Genomic DNA, 18,587 nt, shown 5'->3' on the forward strand with positions numbered 1-18,587 from the left:
ACCCGCTCGGGGCGGGCGGTCCGCCCACGTCCCCCCGTTCCCGATTGTGACCGTCCGTCCCCACATCGGCCACCGCCTGTGGACAACACAACGGCGACCACCACCCCAGAATGCGACATTTCTGTCATATATACGCCTAGTCTGACATAGCGCCAGCTCCTGTCGGGCTCCGGACCTCCGTTGTCGACCGGACGAGCAAGCACCGCCCCCTCACGTCAGGGAAAGGGAAGGGACGGCCCCCCATGCCCGCAGATCTCGCCGTCATCGGACTCGGCCACCTCGGCCTCCCCCTCGCCCAGGCGGCCGTGGCCGCCGGAATCGAGACCGTCGGCTACGACAGCGGTCCGGCCACGGACAGCACCCTCACCGCCGCCGAGATCCGCCGCATGTCGGCGGCCGGCTTCCGCATCACCACCAATCCGGCCGAGCTCGGCCGGGTCCGTACGGCCGTCATCTGTGCCCCTACCCAGCTCGGCGCCGATCGTGCGCTCGATCTCTCCGCGGTCGGCGAGGCGGGCCGTACGCTCGCCGCCCGACTCCGCCCGCACACCACCGTGATCCTGGAGTCCGCCGCCCACCCCGGCGTCACGGACGAGTACCTGCGGCCGATCCTCGAAGAGGGCTCCGGGCTGCGCGCCGGGCGCGATTTCCACCTGGCCTACTCCCCCAGTCGGCTGGACCCGGGCAACCGCACGCACGGCGTCGCCAACACCCCCAAGGTCATCGGCGGCCTCACCCCCGCCTGCACCGAGTCCGCGCACGCCTTCTACGCCCGCCTCACCGATAAGGTCGTCCGCGCCCGCGGTCTGCGCGAGGCCGAGACCGTGCAGCTGCTGGAGACCAATTACCGGCACGTCAACATCGCCCTCATGAACGAGATGGCGGTCCTGTGCCACGACCTCGGCGTCGACCTGTGGGACGTCATCCGCTGCGCCGAGACGAAGCCCTACGGGTTCCAGGCCTTCCGGCCCGGCCCGGGCGTCGGCGGCCACGGGGTCCCGCTCGACCCGAACTACCTCCCTCACACCACCCGCACCCCCGGTCACCCGCTGCGCATGGTCGGCCTGGCGCAGGAGATCAACAACCGGATGCCGCAGTACGTCATCCAGCGCTCGGCCACCCTGCTGAACGAGCACGGCAAGTCCGCCCGCGGCGCCCGGGTGCTGCTCCTCGGGGTCACCTACAAGCAGGACCTCGCCGACCAGGAGGGCTCACCGGCGAGCGAGATCGCCAGCCGGCTCATCGACCTCGGGGCCCTGATCAGCTACCACGACCCGTACATCACCGGCTGGCGGGTCCGGGACCGGCCCGTGCCCCGCGCCGAGTCGCTCTACGAGGCGGCCGCCGACGCCGACCTGACGATCCTGCTCCAGCACCACCGCACGTACGACCTCCAGGGCCTGGCCGTGAAGGCGCAACTGCTCCTGGACACCCGGGGCGCCAGCCCGGCGGGGGCGGCCCACCGGCTCTGAACGGGGCGTTCCACCGATCCGTTCAGATCACGACCCGATCCCCATCCGGTCACGTCCCGTCCCGACTCGGTCAGGTGAGCGAAATACCCCCGTGCGATGTCAGTGCTCACTGTTAGCCTGCGGCGTCGCTTATCACGCGCTTATGACCGAAGGCCCCATGCGCGTACGAATCCCTGGGGGGGGATTTTCGAAATGACCCAGAGCCACCAGACGACCATGTCCGCGTCCCGCGCCACCGCGCCGACCGCCTCGACCGCCGCCACGCCGTTCCCGGCGGTCGTCGTCCCGCGCGGCCCCGGCCTCGGCCTCGCCGCCGCCTTCGCCGCGGCCCTTTTCGGGGCCGGAGCCTACAGCGCCGTCGGCTGGTCCATCGACCGCCAGGCGAGCTGGGCGGCCGTCGCCGTCGGCCTGCTCGTCGGCCTCGCCGCGGGCAAGGCCGGGGGACGCGGCCCGCTGCTGCCCGCCGCCGCGGCGGCCCTGACGCTCGGCGCCCTGTACCTCGGCCAGCTGCTCTTCATCGCCCTCGTCATCGCCGACGTCAACGCGACCGGGCTGATCGAGGTCGTCGTCGACCAGGGCCTCGGCGGGCTGGCCGGCATCCGGCAGAAGTCGGCGGAGGTGACGGACCACGCCTTCCTGGTGATCGGCGCCGCCGTGGCCTTCGGAGCGGCCAAAAAGGCCGCCGGCTGACCCGCACGACCGGCCCGGCCGGGCAGGGCGTCTGCCTGCGCCGCCGCCACCACGGCCTGGGCTGACCCCGCGCACGCCGGAGGGCCGGCACCCCGCTCGGGGTGCCGGCCCTCCGGTACGCGTACGACCCGTGGGTCAGCGGCGGTGCTGCGAGTCCGCGACGGTGACCTCGACCCGCTGGAACTCCTTGAGCTCGCTGTAGCCGGTGGTGGCCATCGAACGGCGCAGCGCGCCGAAGATGTTCATCGAGCCGTCCGGGCTGTGCGACGGGCCGGTGAGGATCTCCTCGGTGGTGCCGACCGTACCGAGGTCGACCTTCTTGCCGCGCGGCACGTCCTCGTGGACGGCCTCCATGCCCCAGTGGTGGCCCTTGCCGGGCGCGTCGGTGGCACGGGCCAGCGGGGAGCCAATCATCACGGCGTCGGCGCCGCAGGCGACGGCCTTCGGGATGTCGCCGGACCAGCCCACGCCGCCGTCGGCGATGACGTGCACGTAGCGGCCGCCGGACTCGTCCATGTAGTCGCGACGGGCCGCGGCCACGTCCGCGACGGCGGTCGCCATCGGGACCTGGATGCCGAGCACGTTGCGCGTGGTGTGCGCGGCGCCGCCGCCGAAGCCGACCAGGACGCCCGCCGCGCCGGTGCGCATCAGGTGCAGGGCCGCGGTGTAGGTGGCGCAGCCGCCCACGATGACCGGGACGTCGAGCTCGTAGATGAACTGCTTCAGGTTCAGCGGCTCGGCGGCGCCCGACACGTGCTCGGCGGAGACCGTGGTGCCGCGGATCACGAAGATGTCCACGCCCGCGTCGACGACGGCCTTGGAGAACTCGACGGTCCGCTGCGGGGACAGCGCGGCGGCGGTGACGACGCCCGAGTCGCGCACCTCCTTGATGCGCTGCCGGATCAGGTCGGCCTGGATCGGAGCGGAGTAGATCTCCTGGAGGCGGCGGGTGGCCGTCTCCTCGTCCAGCCCGGCGATCTCGTCGAGCAGCGGCTGCGGGTCCTCGTGGCGGGTCCACAGTCCTTCGAGGTTCAGCACGCCGAGGCCGCCGAGCTCGCCGATGCGGATCGCGGTCTGCGGGGAGACGACCGAGTCCATGGGGGCGGCCAGGAACGGGAGCTCGAAGCGGTACGCGTCGATCTGCCAGGCGATCGAGACCTCCTTCGGGTCCCGGGTACGCCGGCTCGGGACGATGGCGATGTCGTCGAACGCGTACGCCCTGCGGCCGCGCTTGCCGCGCCCGATCTCGATCTCAGTCACGTGTGGTGGCCTTTCCTGTGGGTCTGCCCGTCCAGTATCCCCGACGGGCGCGGGACTGCGTTTCGGTGACCGCTGTACGGACGCACCCGGCCGTGGCCGGGCACGGCGAAGGGGCGGGCCCGGCGCTCCGCCGGGCCCGCCCCTCACCTCACGCGATTCAGCCCTTGCGGCTGTAGTTCGGCGCTTCGACCGTCATCTGGATGTCGTGCGGGTGGCTCTCCTTGAGGCCCGCCGAGGTGATCCGGACGAACCGGCCCCGGTCCTGGAGCTCGGGAACGGTGCGACCGCCGACGTAGAACATCGACTGGCGCAGACCGCCGACGAGCTGGTGCACGACCGCGGACAGCGGGCCGCGGTAGGGGACCTGACCCTCGATGCCCTCGGGGATGAGCTTGTCGTCGCCGCCCACGCCCTCCTGGAAGTAGCGGTCCTTGGAGAAGGACTTGCGGTCGCCGCGGGTCTGCATCGCGCCGAGCGAGCCCATGCCGCGGTAGGACTTGAACTGCTTGCCGTTGATGAACAGCAGCTCGCCCGGGGACTCCTCGCAGCCGGCGAGGAGCGAGCCGAGCATCACCGTGTCGGCGCCCGCGACGAGCGCCTTGGCGATGTCGCCGGAGTACTGGAGCCCGCCGTCACCGATGACGGGGACACCCGCGGCCTTGGCGGCCAGCGAGGCCTCGTAGATCGCGGTGACCTGCGGGACGCCGATGCCTGCGACGACGCGGGTGGTGCAGATGGAGCCGGGGCCGACACCGACCTTGATGCCGTCGCAGCCGGCGTCGATCAGGGCCTGGGCACCGTCGCGGGTGGCGACGTTGCCGCCGATGACGTCCACCGAGGAGTTCGACTTGATCTTGGCGACCATGTCGCCGACCAGGCGCGAGTGACCGTGCGCGGTGTCGACGACGATGAAGTCGGCGCCCGCCTCGATGAGCGCCTGGGCGCGCTCGTACGCGTCCCCGGCGACGCCGACGGCCGCGCCGACCAGCAGTCGGCCGTCCTTGTCCTTGGCGGCGTTCGGGTACTTCTCGGCCTTGACGAAGTCCTTGACGGTGATGAGGCCCTTGAGGGTGCCCGTTTCGTCGACCAGCGGAAGCTTCTCGATCTTGTGCCGGCGCAGCAGCTCCATCGCGTCGACGCCGGAGATGCCGACCTTGCCGGTGACCAGCGGCATCGGGGTCATGACCTCGCGCACCTGGCGGCTGCGGTCCGACTCGAAGGCCATGTCGCGGTTGGTCACGATGCCCAGCAGCTTGCCCGCCGGGTCGGTGACCGGGACGCCGGAGATCCGGAACTTCGCGCAGAGCTCGTCGGCCTCGCGCAGCGTGGCGTCCGGGTGCACGGTGATCGGGTCGGTGACCATGCCGGACTCGGACCGCTTGACCAGGTCGACCTGGTTCGCCTGGTCGGCGATCGACAGGTTGCGGTGCAGCACGCCGACGCCGCCCTGACGGGCCATCGCGATGGCCATGCGGGCCTCGGTGACCTTGTCCATGGCGGCGGACAGCAGCGGGACGTTCACCCGGACGTTCCGCGAGATGAGGGAGGAGGTGTCGATCGCGTCAGGCGACATGTCCGACGCGCCCGGCAGCAGCAGCACGTCGTCGTAGGTCAGTCCGAGCGTGGCGAATTTGTCGGGCACTCCAGTCGAACCGCTGTCAGTCATGACACCTTCCCAAATGGTCTTGCTCAGCGCGGATGTCCATGCTAACGGGATCCCGCAGCGTCTCATTCCACGACCAGGACCAGGCAGAAGTTTCGTCGTTTCCTACGATGGAATCGACGAGTTCACGCCACTCGGAGCCGACGGACCGGACCCGTTCGTTCCGCCGGACGGGCTCACTGCTCGGCGAGCGCCCGGAGCCTGCTGAGCGCGCGGTGCTGCGCGACGCGCACCGCGCCGGGGGACATCCCGAGCATCTGCCCGGTCTCCTCGGCGGTCAGCCCGACGGCCACCCGCAGGACGAGCAGCTCGCGCTGGTTCTCGGGCAGGTTGGCGAGCAGCTTCTTGGCCCAGGCGGCGTCGCTGCTGAGCAGGGCGCGTTCCTCCGGCCCGAGCGAGTCGTCCGGCCGCTCCGGCATCTCGTCGGAGGGGACGGCCGTACTGCCGGGGTGTCGCATCGCGGCCCGCTGGAGGTCGGCGACCTTGTGCGCGGCGATGGCGAAGACGAACGCCTCGAAGGGGCGGCCGGTGTCCCGGTAGCGCGGAAGAGCCATCAGCACCGCGACGCAGACCTCCTGCGCCAGGTCCTCCACGAAGTGACGAGCGTCACCGGGGAGCCGCGACAGGCGGGTGCGGCAGTAGCGGATCGCGAGGGGGTGCACGAAGGCGAGCAGATCGTGCGTGGCTTGTTCGTCACCGTCGACGGCCCGCCGTACGAGCGCGCTGACAGCCCCGGTACCACCGCTCTTGGCGGCGCCGTTCGGGCCGGTGGCCGCGGGTGACCCCAGGGCCTCGTCGTCGCGCATCAATCCATGGTGCCTTGGCGTCGGAGGATTCGCGGCACCGCGGTCCGTGTTGTGCGTCGAAGCGTTATGCGGAGCGTTGGGAGCGGGTGCGCCGGAAGTCATCTCCTGCACCCTCCCCTCCGCTCGGCCCGGATCTTCCCCGAGGACTGCACGTCTCCAAGAATGCGGCACACCTCAAGCATGCGGCATCGCGCCCGAAGCGACACGTCCCCTTGATTGTGCCCCGCCAATCCCCGGGCGTGCACCGGGTTCGGCGGGACACGGGCGGACCGCACCGCCGCCGCCCGAAGGGCCACCCCGCGGTGGCGCCCCGTCCGCCGGTGGCGGACGGGACCGCTCGCGGTGGCCGGCCCCGGGCCCCGCGGTCAGCGGACGAGGCCCCAGCGGAAACCGAGCGCCACGGCGTGCGCCCGGTCCGAGGCGCCGAGCTTCTTGAACAGCCGGCGGGCGTGGGTCTTGACCGTGTCCTCGGAGAGGAAGAGCTCGCGCCCGATCTCCGCGTTGGACCGGCCGTGGCTCATGCCCTCCAGCACCTGGATCTCGCGCGCGGTGAGGGTGGGCGCTGCGCCCATCTCCGCCGAGCGCAGCCGGCGCGGGGCCAGCCTCCAGGTCGGGTCGGCGAGGGCCTGGGTGACCGTGGCCCGCAGTTCGGCGCGCGAGGCGTCCTTGTGCAGGTAGCCGCGGGCACCGGCTGCGACGGCGAGCGCCACGCCGTCCAGGTCCTCCGCGACCGTCAGCATGATGATGCGGGCGCCGGGGTCGGCCGAGAGGAGCCGGCGGACCGTCTCGACACCACCGAGCCCGGGCATCCGGACATCCATCAGGATGAGGTCGGACCGGTCGGCACCCCAGCGGCGGAGGACTTCCTCACCGTTGGCCGCCGTCGTCACACGCTCGACGCCGGGCACGGTGGCAACCGCGCGACGGAGCGCCTCTCGGGCAAGCGGGGAATCGTCGCAGACGAGGACGGATGTCATGACCGCCCTCCGCAGCTGCTGATGCGCGTCACCTTGAGCCTCCAGGCTGGTACGTATCGTCACCTGTGCGGTCGATGCCCCCGGACACATGTCCGAGAACTTCTTGGTTCAACCGCCTTCGCACTCTCAACGATGGTCACTCGAAAGAGTTACGGGTCGGACGGACACCTTCAGCACCCTACGTGAGGAAGCGATCACGGCGGTGGAGGCGCGTACCGCGTGTCCTCCATCTGGAGCTATGCCCTATTTGGCGGCTTTCCTTCCGTTTGGCACATGTCTGAGGCTAGATTCCCAATGAGTCATATTTACATCTACTCCGACAGTAGGTGTGGAGACATGGACCGTATCCGCCTCAGTACCGGCCCCAAGAGGACTACCAATGGCAGATTTCTCCCGCCTCCCCGGACCGAACGCCGACCTGTGGGACTGGCAGCTGCTCGCCGCCTGCCGCGGGGTCGACAGCTCCCTGTTCTTCCATCCGGAAGGCGAGCGGGGCGCGGCCAGGAGCGCGCGCGAGGCCTCGGCTAAAGAGGTCTGCATGAGATGCCCGGTGCGTGCGGAATGCGCCGCGCACGCACTCGCCGTCCGCGAGCCCTACGGGGTGTGGGGCGGCCTGACCGAGGACGAACGCGAGGAGCTGATGGGCCGCGCACGGCACCGCCTGATCCCGGCATCGAGTGCGATCGGACCGACCGCGCCGCACTGACCGCACGAACCCGCCCGCCACAGCACCCGAAGGAACGTTTCCTCGGATCCGTCGGGCCCGACCACGGGCCCGACGGGGGACGAGGGCCGGGACGTCACGCGTTCGGCCGTACCGCCGTACGGTCAGCGCGCGGCGGCCCGCGCCAGTTCGCCCAGGGTCGCCGCGACGGCCGGCACCCGCGCGAGGTCCGGCAGCGTCAGGGCCACGACCTCGCGTTCGACGGCCGGTTCCACGGCCAGGGTGCTGACGCCCTTGGCCCGTACGGACTCCACCGCGAGCTCCGGCAGCACCGCGACGCCGAGCCCCGCGCCGACCAGGCCGACCACGGCCGGGTAGTCGTCGGTGGCGAAGTCGATCCGCGGCGTGAAGCCGACGCCCTCGCACACCTCCACGAGGTGGCGGCGGCAGCGCGGGCAGCCCGCGATCCAGGGCTCGTCCGCCAGCTCCGCCATGCCCACCCGCTCGGCCCCCGCCAGCCGGTGCCCCTCCGGGACCAGCCCGACGAGGCGGTCGGTGAGCAGCGGCGTGACCACGAGGTCCTCCCACTCGGACGCCGGGCCGGCCGCCGCGCCGTAGCGGAAGGCCAGCGCCAGGTCGCAGTCCCCCTCGCGCAACATCTCGACGGAACGCGGGGGTTCGGCCTCGACCAGCGAGATCCGGGTGCCCGGGTGCGCGGCGCGCATGGCCGCGAGCGCGGTCGGCACCAACGTGGAGCTGCCGCTGGGGAAGGACACCAGCCGGACCCGGCCGGCGCGCAGGCCGGCGATGGCCGCGACCTCCTCCTCGGCGGCGGTCAGTCCGGCCAGGATCCCGGCCGCGTGCCGCACCAGGGCCTCGCCTGCCTGCGTCAGGCGCATCTCGCGGCCCGTACGGATCAGCAGCGGGGTGCCCGCCGACTGTTCGAGGGCCTTCATCTGTTGGGAGACGGCGGGCTGGGTGCAGCCGAGTTCGCGCGCGGCGGCGGAGAAGGAGCCGGTCCCGGCGACGGCGCGCAGGACCCGGAGATGACGTGCCTCTATCACCCCTTGAGCATAAGCCCGACTTTGACCACGGCGTCCGTACCGAGGTGTCGCTTTGAGCACGCCCGGTCGGTCGTGGCGGCATCCGCCCCGTGCGGGCACGGTCGGTAGCCGTTCGCGGGACGGCCCGAACACCGGCCCCGCCCCGCGGGACACCCCCTGACCCGGGCGGCTAGGTTGCGCCTATGACGACTGCGTTGATTACGGGATCCACCGCGGGCATCGGCGCCGCCTTCGCCCGCCGGCTCGCCTCCCAGGGACACAACCTGGTGCTGGTGGCGCGCGACACCGAGCGACTGGCCGAGCAGGCCACCGAGTTGCACGACCGGCACGGCATCGAGGCCGAGGTGCTGGCCGCGGACCTGTCCACCGAGGAGGGCATCGCGGCCGTCGAGACCCGCCTGGATGACCGTACGCACCCGGTGGACCTGCTGGTCAACAACGCCGGCTTCGGCAACAAGGGGCGCTACCTCGAAGTGTCCATGGCGGACGAGCTGACCATGATCAAGGTGCACATCGAGGCGGTGCTGCGGCTGACCTCGGCGGCCACCGCGTCGATGCGCTCGCGCGGTCGCGGCGGGGTCATCAACGTGGCCTCGGTGGCGGCCTTCGTGCCGCGCGGCACCTACGGCGCCAGCAAGGCCTGGGTCGTGCAGTTCACCCAGGGGGCGGCAAAGGACCTGGCGGGTTCCGGGGTGCGCCTGATGGCCCTGTGCCCCGGCTTCGTACGGACCGAGTTCCACGAGCGGGCCGGCATGGGCACGGACAACATCCCGGGCTGGCTGTGGTTGGACGCCGACAAGCTGGTGGCCGCGGCGCTGGCCGACCTGGCGCGCGGCCGGACCGTGTCGATCCCGGACCCGCGGTACAAGGCGCTGATGGGCGTGGTGAAGCTGACCCCGCGCGGGCTGCTCGGCGGGGTGTCGTCGCGTACGGGACGCAAGTACGGGCCGCAGTAGCCCCTGGAACCCGTTCGGCCGGTTCATAAACCAGCCAAACGGGTGAAATCTCCCTAAACTGGACGTGTCCTGATCCGGCCCGGGAGGCGACGCGATGACATTCGTACAAGTGATCGACTACGAGACCAGACGGTTCGCCGAGATGAACGCGCTGATCGACCGTTGGGCGGAGCAGAGCAGCGGTCGGCGCACCGCCACGCGCGCGCTGCTCGGCCAGGACCGGGAGGCGCGGAACCACTACGTGGACATGGTGGAGTTCTCCTCGTACGAGGAGGCCATGACGAACTCCCACCTCCCCGAGACCGAGCGGATGTTCCAGGAGATGGTGTCCCTCTGCGAGGGCATGCCGAAGTTCATGAACCTCGACGTGGTCCGCGACCAGCACCTCAACAAGCAGCTCGTGGAGCGGGTGTTCCAGGACGCCGTCATGGGCGGGGACATGAGCGTCCTCGACGAGTGCTTCGCGGCGAACTACATCGACCACGACATCAGCAAGGAGGAGTCCACCGTCATCGGACGGGAGGGCATGCGGTCGGACATCGAAACCTGGCGCGGAGCCTTCGACATGGTCTTCGAGCCGACGGCCCGGCTGGCCGAGGGCGATCTGGTCACCACGCTGTGGAACTGGCGCGGCACCCACGACAAGGGCCCGTTCATGGGCGTCGAACCGACCGGGAAGACGTACACGATGTCCGGGAGCACCACGTTCCGGTGTGTCGGCGGGGAGATCGTCGAGGGTTGGTGGCACTACAACCCCGGAGCCCTGCAACGGCAGATGGGCGGATCGGGTACCCCGTACGGGTCCTGAGTCCGCACACGGGGAAGGCCCCGTCCCGCGGCTGCGGGACGGGGCCTTCTCGGCGTGGTGCGTGCGATCAGTGGCTGTGGCCGTGACCGTGACCGTGACCGGCGTCGCCCTCTTCCTCGGCCGGCTTCTCGACGACCAGGGTCTCGGTCGTGAGCAGCAGCGAGGCGATCGAAGCGGCGTTCTCCAGCGCGGAACGGGTGACCTTGACCGGGTCGATGACGCCGGCCTTGACCAGGTCGCCGTACTCGCCGGTGGCGGCGTTGAAGCCCTGGCCCTTGTCGAGCTCGGCGACCTTCGAGGTGATGACGTAACCCTCGAGACCGGCGTTCTCGGCGATCCAGCGCAGCGGCTCGACGGCGGCGCGGCGCACGACGGAGACGCCGGTGCCCTCGTCGCCGCTCAGGCCGAGGTTGCCCTCGAGGACCTTGACGGCGTGGACGAGCGCGGAGCCACCGCCGGAGACGATGCCCTCCTCGACCGCGGCGCGGGTCGCCGAGATGGCGTCCTCAAGGCGGTGCTTCTTCTCCTTGAGCTCCACCTCGGTGGCGGCGCCGACCTTGATGACGCAGACGCCACCGGCGAGCTTCGCCAGGCGCTCCTGCAGCTTCTCGCGGTCCCAGTCCGAGTCCGTGGACTCGATCTCGGCCTTGATCTGGTTGACGCGGCCCGCGACGTCGGCGGAGTTGCCACCACCGTCGACGATGGTCGTGTCGTCCTTGGAGACGGTCACGCGGCGCGCGGAGCCCAGGATGTCCAGACCGGCCTGGTCGAGCTTGAGGCCGACCTCCTCGGCGATGACGGTCGCACCGGTGAGGGTGGCGATGTCCTGGAGCATGGCCTTGCGGCGGTCACCGAAGCCGGGGGCCTTGACGGCGACCGCGTTGAAGGTGCCGCGGATCTTGTTGACGACGAGGGTGGAGAGCGCCTCGCCCTCGACGTCCTCGGCGATGATCAGCAGCGGCTTGGAGGCGCCGGCCTGGATGACCTTCTCCAGCAGCGGCAGCAGGTCCTGGATCGAGGAGATCTTGCCCTGGTGGATCAGGATGTACGGGTCATCGAGGATGGCCTCCATACGCTCCTGGTCGGACACCATGTACGGCGAGAGGTAGCCCTTGTCGAAGGCCATGCCCTCGGTGAACTCGAGCTCCAGGCCGAAGGCGTTGGACTCCTCGACGGTGATGACACCGTCCTTGCCGACCTTGTCCATCGCCTCGGCGATGAGCTCGCCGACCTGCGAGTCCTGCGCGGAGAGCGCGGCCACGGCGGCGATGTCGGACTTGTCCTCGATCGGGCGGGCGGTCGCGAGGAGCTCCTCGGACACGGCCTTGACCGCGGCGTCGATCCCCTTCTTCAGGGCGGCCGGGGAAGCACCCGCGGCGACGTTGCGCAGACCCTCGCGGACCAGTGCCTGGGCCAGCACGGTGGCGGTGGTGGTGCCGTCACCCGCGATGTCGTTGGTCTTGGTCGCCACCTCCTTCACGAGCTGGGCGCCCAGGTTCTCGTACGGGTCGTCCAGCTCGACCTCGCGAGCGATGGTGACACCGTCGTTCGTGATGGTGGGCGCGCCGAACTTCTTGTCGATGACGACGTTGCGGCCCTTGGGGCCGATCGTCACCTTGACCGTGTCGGCAAGCTTGTTGACGCCGCGCTCGAGGGCGCGACGGGCGTCCTCGTCAAACTTCAGAATCTTCGGCATGGGAGCGGTTCCGCCCTCTCGTTGCGATCCTCGGCCGCTCACCGCGACCGCATGGAAACGAACTACGCCCCTCGCCGCCCGGCATCAGCAGGGTGACCAGGGGCGTAGCTCACAGCAAAACTGGAGAAGTGATTACTTCTCGACGATCGCGAGAACGTCGCGAGCCGAGAGGACGAGGTACTCCTCGCCGTTGTACTTCACTTCGGTGCCGCCGTACTTGGAGTACAGGACGACGTCGCCGACGGTGACGTCGAGCGGAAGACGGTTGCCGTCCTCGAAGCGACCGGGACCGACGGCAAGGACGACGCCCTCCTGGGGCTTCTCCTTCGCGGTGTCCGGAATGACCAGGCCAGAGGCCGTGGTCTGCTCGGCGTCGAGCGGCTGGACCACAATGCGGTCCTCGAGCGGCTTGATGGCAACCTTGGAGCTGGTGGTCGTCACGATCCGACCTCCCCCTTCGGGAATCCGGGGTTAACTGTCTGAGGTGGCGACCAGGTCGATCCGTCGTCGCGGGTGCCGGACCTGCCTGTCGCTGTGTTGGCACTCACCAGTGGCGAGTGCCAGGTGTGACACTATTCCGGCGATTAGCACTCGGTCAAGCGGAGTGCCAACACGCGCCGGCCGAGCCGGGCGGATTCGGCCGCCCGGAAGGCGTGTTGAGGCCTGGTCACAGGCTTTCCCCCGGGTCGCACGGCCAGATATTTTTCCGTGTCCCCGCAGGTCCGCGGCGCACCTTCACCGCCGGGGACGGCTCCTTCCCCCTCACCCGGGTCTCCGTGGACACCACCTTCGACGCCCCGCCGACCGCCCCGGCCGCGACCGTCGTCAGCGGGCCCGACGCCACCGATGCGGTCTGCGCCGAACGCGGGGCCCGGGCCCTACCGGGCGCCACGGGGGCTGCTCGGCCTCGCCGTCGCGGTGTGGGACGTCCGCTCCGTCGCCCGCGCCGTCCGGGCCTCCCGGGCGGGGGCGGGGACCGGTGTCGCGTCCGGGCCGGCCACCGCCTGACGGGTGTTCCCGTCCGGTATGTGACGCTTGAGCGGTGCGCATCCTGGTCGTCGAAGACGAAGAGAACCTGGCCGAATCCCTACGACAGGGCCTCTCCGCCGACGGCCACCGCGTCGAGGTGGCCCACGACGGGCACCGCGGCCTCGACCTGGCCCGCACCGGCGGACCGTACGACGTCGTGGTCCTGGACCTGATGCTGCCGGGCCTCGACGGCCACGAGATCTGCACCCGGATGCGCGCCCACGGCGACCCGACCCCCGTCCTGATGCTGACTGCCCGCGACGGGGAACGCGACGAGGCCGACGGGCTCGACGCGGGCGCCGACGACTACCTCACCAAACCGTTCTCCTTCGTGGTGCTCGGCGCCCGGCTGCGGGCCCTCACCCGGCGGGCCGCCGCCCCCGAACCCACCGTCCTGCGGGTCGGGGACCTCGTCCTCGACCCGCAGGACCGGCGCTGCCGGCGCGGCACCCGGGACATCGAACTCACCGCCCGCGAACGGGGCGTCCTCGCCTGCCTGATGGAACGGCCCGGCCGGGCCGTCGCCAAGCAGGACATCCTCGACGAGGTCTGGGACACCCCGCACGCCATCGATCCGAACATCGTGGAGGTGTACGTCTCCTCCCTGCGCAAGAAGATCGACGCGCCCTTCGGCCGCCGCTCCATCCTCACCGTCCACGGAACCGGCTACCGGATGGCGCCCGACGGTGGCGAGTAGCCTGCGGGCCCGTACCGCCCTGGCCGCCGCCCTCGCGATGGCGGCGGTCCTGGCCGTCGGCGGGCTGTGGCTGCACGCCGTGCTGCGCGCCAACCTCCTCGACAACACGACCGGTCGCACCGAGCTCGCCGCCCGCAAGGCCGCCGCCCAGTTCGACGCCCGGGCCCTGTCCCCCGGCGGGCGGCTGCCCGCGCCCGAGGGCGGGGTCGACCTGGTCCTCGTACGGGACGCGGCCGGGCGGACGGTCGCCGCCAGCGGCGACCCGAAGGACGCCCCGGACTTCGGCGCGCTGTTCCCCGGCCCCGGCGACGACTCCCGCTCGACGGTCCTGCCCCCGGCCCACCCCGGCGGCCTGCGCCGCGCGGTGGTGGTCGTCGCGACGCCGGGGCCGGTGGGGGGTGGTGGGGCCGGGGCTGCCGTGGGGGCCGGCGGGGCTGCCGGGGAGCGTGGTCCGTACGCCGTGTACGCGGCGACCGTGCTCGGCGACGTGGACGACGCCACCCGGGCCATCGCCGCCGGCCTGCTCGCCGGCGCGCCCCCGCTCGTCGCCTTCGCCGCCGCGCTGGCCTGGTGGGTCACCGGCCACGCCCTGCGCCCCGTCACCGCGATCCGTACCGGGCTGGCCGCCGTCACCGCGAGCGAGCTGGATCGGCGGGTGCCCGACCCGGGCGGCGCGGACGAGATAGCCCGGCTGGCCCGGACCGTCAACGACACCCTCGACCGGCTGGAGCGCTCCGACGCGCGGCAGCGGCAGTTCACCGCCGACGCCTCCCACGAGCTGCGCAACCCGCTCGCCGCCGTTCGCTCCCGGCTGGAGGTGGCGCTGGCCGGGGAGCGGCTCGACCGGGCGTCGGTGGCCGCCGCGCTGGCCGACACCGAACGGCTCCAGCGGATCGCCGCCGATCTGCTGCTGCTCGCCCGCCTCGACGGCGGTCCGGCGCCGCACCCCGAGCCCGTCGACCTCGCCCTGTTGGCCGCCGAGGACGCGGCCCGCCGGCCCGCGCCCCGGGTCCCGCTGCGGGTGGAGGCGGCCGCGCCCGTGGCGGCGTACGGGGACCCGGCCCGACTGGAGCGGGCTCTGGCGAACCTGGTGGACAACGCCCTGCGGCATGCCGGCGGCGGGGTCGTCGTCCGGGTGCGGGCGTGCGGGGACTGGGCGGAGCTGGAGGTGATCGACGACGGTCCGGGCATCCCGGACGCGGACCGGACCCGGGTCTTCGAGCGGTTCGTACGACTGGACGCCGACCGGGGCCGGGCCGCCGGCGGGACCGGCCTGGGCCTGGCCATCGCCCGGGAGATCGCCCGGGCGCACGGCGGCGACGTACGCGCCCTCCCCGCGCGCGAGGGAGGCGCGCGACTGAGGCTGCGGATCCCGGGGGCGGGGGACGGGGGCGGCCGCTGATTCCGGCCGCGGTGCGGGGGTGCGGTCCCGCCGCTGATTCCGGCCGCCGGCGCGGGGGTGCGGTCCTGCCGCTCGTCCCGTCGGTCCTCAGGATTCCTTCAGCGGGCGTGCGTCAGCATCGGTGGGCATGAGCGCGCAACGGAGGAAGACCAGTCGCCGCAGGCCCCCGCCGCGCCGGATCGGCCGCACGGTGCTGGTCACCGGCTGCGTACTGACGGCGGTGGCGGGCGGCGCCGCCTGGTACGTCTACCGGGACCTGGTGTCGAGCATCGGCAGCTCCAAGGCCCTTGAGGGCGCCGAGAAGTCGGCGCACGGGGACGTGAACGTCCTGCTCATGGGGTTGGACAGTCGCCGCGACCAGAACGGCGACCCGCTGCCGGACGAGGTGCTCGACAAGCTGCACGCGGGCAGCTCCGACATCGGCGGCTACAACGCGAACACCATGATCCTGCTGCACGTGCCCGCCGACGGCAGCCGGGCGAAGGCCTTCTCGATCCCGCGCGACGACTTCGTCGCGATACCCGGCCACGGCAAGGACAAGATCAAGAAGGCGTACGGGCTGGCGAAGGCCGCCAAGGAGGAGCAACTGTCGGCTCGGGGCGTCAAGGACCGGCGACAGCTGGAGCAGGAGGGCCGCGAGGCGGGGCGCCGGGCGCAGATCGACACCGTACGGAACTTCCTGGGCGTGCCGGTCGATCATTTCGCGGAGCTGAACCTGGCCGGTTTCTACCACCTCGCGGACGCGCTGGACGGGGTCCCGGTGTGCCTGAACAAGCCGGTGAAGGACCGCTGGTCGGGGGCGGACTTCCCGGCGGGCCGGCAGCAGCTGGACGGCCGGCAGTCGCTGGCCTTCGTACGCCAGCGGCACGGCCTGGAGGGGGGCGACCTGGACCGGACCAAGCGGCAGCAGGCCTTCCTGGCGGGGGCCACCCAGAAACTGAACTCGGCGGGGACCTTCACCGATCCGGTGAAGCTGGTCAAACTGATCGACACGGCGAAGAAGGACGTCGTGACGGACTCCGGGTGGGACCTGCTGTCGTTCGTGAAGCAGGCGAAGAACCTGTCCGGGGGGAAAGTGCAATTCACGACACTTCCCGTCGAAGGGTTCGGAAGGAACCATGGGGAGGACATCAACGTCGTAGATGATATGAAGATAAAGCGCCTCATAGCCGAGCAGATCGGTCCCCGGACCGCTGCGGTCCCCGGTGCACCGGGTGCTGCGTCGTCATCGCCGTCACCGTCGTCGTCATCGCCGCCGTCGTCTGCCCCGGGTGCCCCTGCGCCGTCATCCTCCGCTTCACCCCCACAGCCGGAGTCACCGCCGCAGCCGCCGAAGGGCAGCATCGACGGCGGCGGCATCCCGTGCGTGGACTGAGGCCCCGCACGTCGGCGGGACCCCGCCGACGCACCGAAGCGCTGCTGCTCGTCCTCGTCGTCGCCCTCGCGGTTTTCGGCCACGTGAGCGCCGGCCTCGCCATGAACGACGAGCTGCCGCAGCACCTGGCCGGCTTCGTCATCAGCATGAGCCTGCTGTCCCTCGTCGGACACCTGGGCATCCGGCGGTTCGCGGCGTACGCGGACCCGCTGATCTTCCCGCTGGCCATGCTGCTCACGGGGCTCGGGCTCGTCCTGATCCACCGGCTCGACCAGGGGTACATCGAGCGGTACAACTCGGACGCGAACGCGCCCGGCCAGCTGATGTGGACGGTGGTCGGGGTCGCCGCCTGCCTGCTCGTCGTGGCGTTGCTGCGCGACCACCGCCTGCTGCAACGGTTCATCTACATCACGATGGCCGTCTCGCTGGTGCTGCTGATCGCGCCGGCGTTCTTCGGCGCGGACACGTACGGCGCGAAGCGGTGGATCAAGCTGTTCGGCTTCTCGCTCCAGCCCGGCGAGTTCGTGAAGATCATGATCGCGGTCTTCTTCGCGGGCTACCTGGTCGTCCACCGCGACTCGCTCGCGCTGACCGGCCGGAAGTTCCTCGGCATGCGGCTGCCCCCGATGCGCCAGCTCGGTCCGATCGTCACCGTGTGGATCCTGTCGATGCTGGTCCTGGTCTTCGAGCGTGACCTGGGCACCTCGCTGATCTTCTTCGGGGTCTTCGTGGTGATGCTGTACGTCGCCACCGAACGCACCAGCTGGATCGTGTGCGGCCTGCTGATGGCCTCCGTCGGCGCCTTCGTCGTCGGCTCGACGGAGCCGCACGTGAAGGCCCGCGTGGCCGCCTGGCTGAACCCGCTGTCGTACTACTGGGAGACCCGGCCGCCCGGCGTCACCTCGGACCAGTCCGCCCAGGCCCTGTTCAGCTTCGGCACGGGCGGCATCTCGGGCACCGGCCTGGGGCTGGGCCACCCCGAGCTGATCGCGTTCGCCGGCCGCAGCGACTTCATCCTGACGACGGTGGGCGAGGAACTCGGCCTGGCCGGGGTCATGGCCGTCATCCTGCTCTACGCACTCCTCGTACAGCGCGGGCTGCGGATGGCCCTGGCGGCGCGGGACCCGTTCGGGAAGCTCCTCGCGGTGGGTCTGGCGGCGGCGCTGGCGCTCCAGGTATTCGTGGTCGCCGGCGGCGTCACGGGCCTCATCCCCCTGACCGGCAAGGCCCTGCCCTTCCTGGCGAAGGGCGGCTCGTCCCTGCTGGCCAACTGGATCATGATCGCCCTGCTGCTCCGCATCAGCGACAGCGCCGAACGCCAACGCGAAGCGGACATCCACGACCCGGCGGAAACGACGATCACGCCGGTGGTGGGGGCGGGGGCGGGGCGGGGCCGGGGGTAGCGGGGTGCCCCGGATCGGGATCAGAACTGCTTCGGGGGTTCCCGCGCAGCCGAGACGGGCGGGCCGGCCCTCACCGGGTGAGCCGGGGGCGGCCATCGTGGCGGCGCGTCAGGCTTCGCCGGTGTACTGACCGCTCGTTTTGGGTCTGCGCCATCGGAGTGAGACACCGTCTCCCGCGTCCCTCTCCTGGAGTTGAACCGGACGACTCGTCCTTTTCCGGGCTCGCGTCATCCGATCATTTCTAGGAGCAGATATGCGTACGCGCTCTTCCCTTGCCGCCTGTGTCCTCGCTGCGGGCATCCTGCTGGGCGGCGCCGGAGCCGCACTGGCCGACGATGGCGTCGAGATCGGCAGCGCCTCCCTCGGCCACGCCGGCTTCGCCGCCACCAAGGCTTCGGTCGCCGCCATCCCCGCCGCGTTCGGCCCCGTCTACACCTCGAACGCCACCAAGGAAGGCGAGAAGGAGTGGGCGGACTTCGCCCACCTCGGCGCCAACTGATCCACAGGCGTGACGCGGGGGCGGGCGCCCGGGGCCGCGGCCCCCCCCCCCCCCCCCCCCCCCCCCCCCCCCGCACACGCCCGCCCCCCCCGAAGACCACGCGGGCCCCGGCACAAAAGGTGTGAC

Annotated in this window: 17 protein-coding genes; 10 read left to right on the forward strand and 7 right to left on the reverse strand. The window is 71.4% G+C overall.

All coding sequences use genetic code 11. The features are described 5' to 3' along the window. Window positions 1-242 precede the first annotated feature (242 nt). Together ACZ4XJ_RS29780 and ACZ4XJ_RS29785 are read left to right on the forward strand one after the other, a co-directional pair. Window positions 243-1,472: a nucleotide sugar dehydrogenase gene (locus ACZ4XJ_RS29780; protein WP_362881867.1), complete on the forward strand. Its 1,230-nt coding sequence runs from the start codon at window positions 243-245 to the stop codon at window positions 1,470-1,472. Window positions 1,473-1,664: 192 nt separating this feature from the next. Continuing rightward, on the forward strand, window positions 1,665-2,162 hold the full coding sequence (locus ACZ4XJ_RS29785; protein ID WP_468498008.1) for a hypothetical protein: 498 nt from the start codon (window positions 1,665-1,667) through the stop codon (window positions 2,160-2,162). 135 nt (window positions 2,163-2,297) lie between these two features. Here the strand turns inward: ACZ4XJ_RS29785 and ACZ4XJ_RS29790 are convergent, their stop codons facing one another. The 4 genes from ACZ4XJ_RS29790 to ACZ4XJ_RS29805 form a co-directional block, all read right to left on the reverse strand. Next, entirely contained in the window at window positions 2,298-3,422 is a 1,125-nt protein-coding gene (locus ACZ4XJ_RS29790; RefSeq protein WP_362881870.1) for a GuaB3 family IMP dehydrogenase-related protein, read from the reverse strand. A 157-nt stretch (window positions 3,423-3,579) separates the two neighbouring features. After that, window positions 3,580-5,088: an IMP dehydrogenase gene (gene guaB / locus ACZ4XJ_RS29795; RefSeq protein ID WP_362881871.1), complete on the reverse strand. Its 1,509-nt coding sequence runs from the start codon at window positions 5,086-5,088 to the stop codon at window positions 3,580-3,582. 173 nt (window positions 5,089-5,261) lie between these two features. Then, window positions 5,262-5,891 (reverse strand): sigma-70 family RNA polymerase sigma factor, encoded by a 630-nt coding sequence (locus tag ACZ4XJ_RS29800; RefSeq protein ID WP_362881873.1) that lies wholly within the window; start codon window positions 5,889-5,891, stop codon window positions 5,262-5,264. Between the two features lie 365 nt (window positions 5,892-6,256). After that, window positions 6,257-6,868, reverse strand: coding sequence for a response regulator transcription factor (locus ACZ4XJ_RS29805; RefSeq protein WP_003948568.1), 612 nt, complete (start codon window positions 6,866-6,868; stop codon window positions 6,257-6,259). Between the two features lie 379 nt (window positions 6,869-7,247). On the opposite strand from ACZ4XJ_RS29805, the gene ACZ4XJ_RS29810 reads away from it, so the two are divergent. Then, on the forward strand, window positions 7,248-7,574 hold the full coding sequence (locus ACZ4XJ_RS29810) for a WhiB family transcriptional regulator (RefSeq protein WP_362881875.1): 327 nt from the start codon (window positions 7,248-7,250) through the stop codon (window positions 7,572-7,574). 122 nt (window positions 7,575-7,696) lie between these two features. On the opposite strand, the gene ACZ4XJ_RS29815 is transcribed toward ACZ4XJ_RS29810, so the two are convergent. Beyond that, entirely contained in the window at window positions 7,697-8,596 is a 900-nt protein-coding gene (locus ACZ4XJ_RS29815) for a LysR family transcriptional regulator (RefSeq protein WP_362881877.1), read from the reverse strand. A 182-nt stretch (window positions 8,597-8,778) separates the two neighbouring features. Here ACZ4XJ_RS29815 and ACZ4XJ_RS29820 point away from each other — a divergent pair, with 182 nt between their 5' ends. Both ACZ4XJ_RS29820 and ACZ4XJ_RS29825 read left to right on the forward strand, forming a co-directional pair. Then, window positions 8,779-9,552, forward strand: coding sequence for an SDR family NAD(P)-dependent oxidoreductase (locus ACZ4XJ_RS29820; RefSeq protein WP_362881878.1), 774 nt, complete (start codon window positions 8,779-8,781; stop codon window positions 9,550-9,552). Between the two features lie 94 nt (window positions 9,553-9,646). Then, the gene (locus tag ACZ4XJ_RS29825; RefSeq protein WP_362881880.1) at window positions 9,647-10,360 is read left to right on the forward strand and encodes an ester cyclase; all 714 of its coding nucleotides are present in this window, start codon (window positions 9,647-9,649) and stop codon (window positions 10,358-10,360) included. Window positions 10,361-10,427: 67 nt separating this feature from the next. Here the strand turns inward: ACZ4XJ_RS29825 and groL are convergent, their stop codons facing one another. Continuing rightward, a complete protein-coding gene (groL, locus tag ACZ4XJ_RS29830; RefSeq protein WP_362881882.1) occupies window positions 10,428-12,056 on the reverse strand; it encodes a chaperonin GroEL in 1,629 nt (542 codons plus the stop codon). Between the two features lie 132 nt (window positions 12,057-12,188). After that, window positions 12,189-12,497: a co-chaperone GroES gene (gene groES, locus ACZ4XJ_RS29835; protein ID WP_055418319.1), complete on the reverse strand. Its 309-nt coding sequence runs from the start codon at window positions 12,495-12,497 to the stop codon at window positions 12,189-12,191. A 601-nt stretch (window positions 12,498-13,098) separates the two neighbouring features. On the opposite strand from groES, the gene ACZ4XJ_RS29840 reads away from it, so the two are divergent. The 5 genes from ACZ4XJ_RS29840 to ACZ4XJ_RS29860 all read left to right on the forward strand — a co-directional run bounded on the left by ACZ4XJ_RS29840 (window position 13,099) and on the right by ACZ4XJ_RS29860 (window position 18,461). Then, window positions 13,099-13,782, forward strand: a complete 684-nt coding sequence (locus ACZ4XJ_RS29840; protein ID WP_362881884.1) for a response regulator transcription factor — start codon at window positions 13,099-13,101, stop codon at window positions 13,780-13,782. Further along, on the forward strand, window positions 13,772-15,184 hold the full coding sequence (locus ACZ4XJ_RS29845; RefSeq protein ID WP_468498009.1) for a sensor histidine kinase: 1,413 nt from the start codon (window positions 13,772-13,774) through the stop codon (window positions 15,182-15,184). The genes ACZ4XJ_RS29840 and ACZ4XJ_RS29845 overlap by 11 nt, the downstream gene beginning before the upstream one ends. Window positions 15,185-15,311: 127 nt before the next feature. After that, window positions 15,312-16,559 carry an LCP family protein gene (locus tag ACZ4XJ_RS29850; protein ID WP_468498010.1) on the forward strand — a complete coding sequence of 416 codons (1,248 nt, stop codon included), beginning with the start codon at window positions 15,312-15,314 and terminating at the stop codon, window positions 16,557-16,559. Next, window positions 16,547-17,962, forward strand: coding sequence for an FtsW/RodA/SpoVE family cell cycle protein (locus ACZ4XJ_RS29855; protein WP_468498011.1), 1,416 nt, complete (start codon window positions 16,547-16,549; stop codon window positions 17,960-17,962). The genes ACZ4XJ_RS29850 and ACZ4XJ_RS29855 overlap by 13 nt, the downstream gene beginning before the upstream one ends. 253 nt (window positions 17,963-18,215) lie before the next feature. Beyond that, the gene (locus ACZ4XJ_RS29860; protein ID WP_362881891.1) at window positions 18,216-18,461 is read left to right on the forward strand and encodes a hypothetical protein; all 246 of its coding nucleotides are present in this window, start codon (window positions 18,216-18,218) and stop codon (window positions 18,459-18,461) included. Window positions 18,462-18,587 lie beyond the last annotated feature (126 nt).

It is taken from the genome of Streptomyces sp. NPDC029836, from assembly GCF_055574495.1.

Excerpts from the sequence above, each read along its gene's own strand:
- ACZ4XJ_RS29780 (WP_362881867.1), top strand. The coding sequence starts at position 243 with ATGCCCGCAGATCTCGCCGTCATCGGACTCGGCCACCTCGGCCTCCCC.
- ACZ4XJ_RS29785 (WP_468498008.1), top strand. The coding sequence starts at position 1,665 with ATGACCCAGAGCCACCAGACGACCATGTCCGCGTCCCGCGCCACCGCG.
- guaB (WP_362881871.1), bottom strand. The coding sequence starts at position 5,088 with ATGACTGACAGCGGTTCGACTGGAGTGCCCGACAAATTCGCCACGCTC.
- ACZ4XJ_RS29800 (WP_362881873.1), bottom strand. The coding sequence starts at position 5,891 with ATGCGCGACGACGAGGCCCTGGGGTCACCCGCGGCCACCGGCCCGAAC.
- ACZ4XJ_RS29805 (WP_003948568.1), bottom strand. The coding sequence starts at position 6,868 with ATGACATCCGTCCTCGTCTGCGACGATTCCCCGCTTGCCCGAGAGGCG.
- ACZ4XJ_RS29810 (WP_362881875.1), top strand. The coding sequence starts at position 7,248 with ATGGCAGATTTCTCCCGCCTCCCCGGACCGAACGCCGACCTGTGGGAC.
- ACZ4XJ_RS29820 (WP_362881878.1), top strand. The coding sequence starts at position 8,779 with ATGACGACTGCGTTGATTACGGGATCCACCGCGGGCATCGGCGCCGCC.
- ACZ4XJ_RS29825 (WP_362881880.1), top strand. The coding sequence starts at position 9,647 with ATGACATTCGTACAAGTGATCGACTACGAGACCAGACGGTTCGCCGAG.
- groL (WP_362881882.1), bottom strand. The coding sequence starts at position 12,056 with ATGCCGAAGATTCTGAAGTTTGACGAGGACGCCCGTCGCGCCCTCGAG.
- ACZ4XJ_RS29850 (WP_468498010.1), top strand. The coding sequence starts at position 15,312 with ATGAGCGCGCAACGGAGGAAGACCAGTCGCCGCAGGCCCCCGCCGCGC.
- ACZ4XJ_RS29860 (WP_362881891.1), top strand. The coding sequence starts at position 18,216 with ATGCGTACGCGCTCTTCCCTTGCCGCCTGTGTCCTCGCTGCGGGCATC.